Source organism: Pseudomonas sp. HMSC065H01 (genome assembly GCF_001815235.1).
Taxonomy (GTDB): Bacteria; Pseudomonadota; Gammaproteobacteria; order Pseudomonadales; family Pseudomonadaceae; genus Pseudomonas; species Pseudomonas aeruginosa.
This window is the reverse complement of record NZ_KV819934.1, coordinates 351-722: the sequence shown is the minus strand read 5'-3', so window position 1 is coordinate 722 and position 372 is coordinate 351. Positions and strand designations below refer to the sequence as shown.

Annotated in this window: 1 protein-coding gene; it reads right to left on the bottom strand. The window is 58.9% G+C overall.

Going from position 1 to position 372, the window contains the following annotated elements; all coding sequences use genetic code 11:
- Positions 1–42: 42 nt before the first annotated feature.
- The coding region (phzB, locus tag HMPREF3014_RS35485; RefSeq protein ID WP_070711921.1) for a phenazine biosynthesis protein PhzB at positions 43–372 on the bottom strand (330 nt) is incomplete at its 5' end.

Here is a 372-nt window from a genome sequence, read left to right as displayed (position 1 = left end):
TGCAATAGATCGTCCATGGTGGGTCCCCCTTCCAGGATGGCCTCAGGTGGGAATGCCTTCGCGTTTGATCTGCGGGACCGGAATGCTCAGGGCGCGCAATTGCTGGAAGACGTTCATGAATTCGCGGTTGCGCTTGATCTTGCCGTCGTCCAGCTCGAAGGAATGCAGGAAGTGGTTCTCGTAGTAGCCCTCGGGATAGCCGGGGAAGAGGATCTTGCCGTGGCCGTCGCACTCGACCCAGAAGTGGTTGGGATCGTCGGTCTCGAAGACCTTGATGTTGTACCACTCCCAATCCGGGAAGCATTTCAGCGACCACACCGCGTGCTCGGCCAGCTTGTCCTTGCCACGAATGACGATGGGCGAGCCGGTATC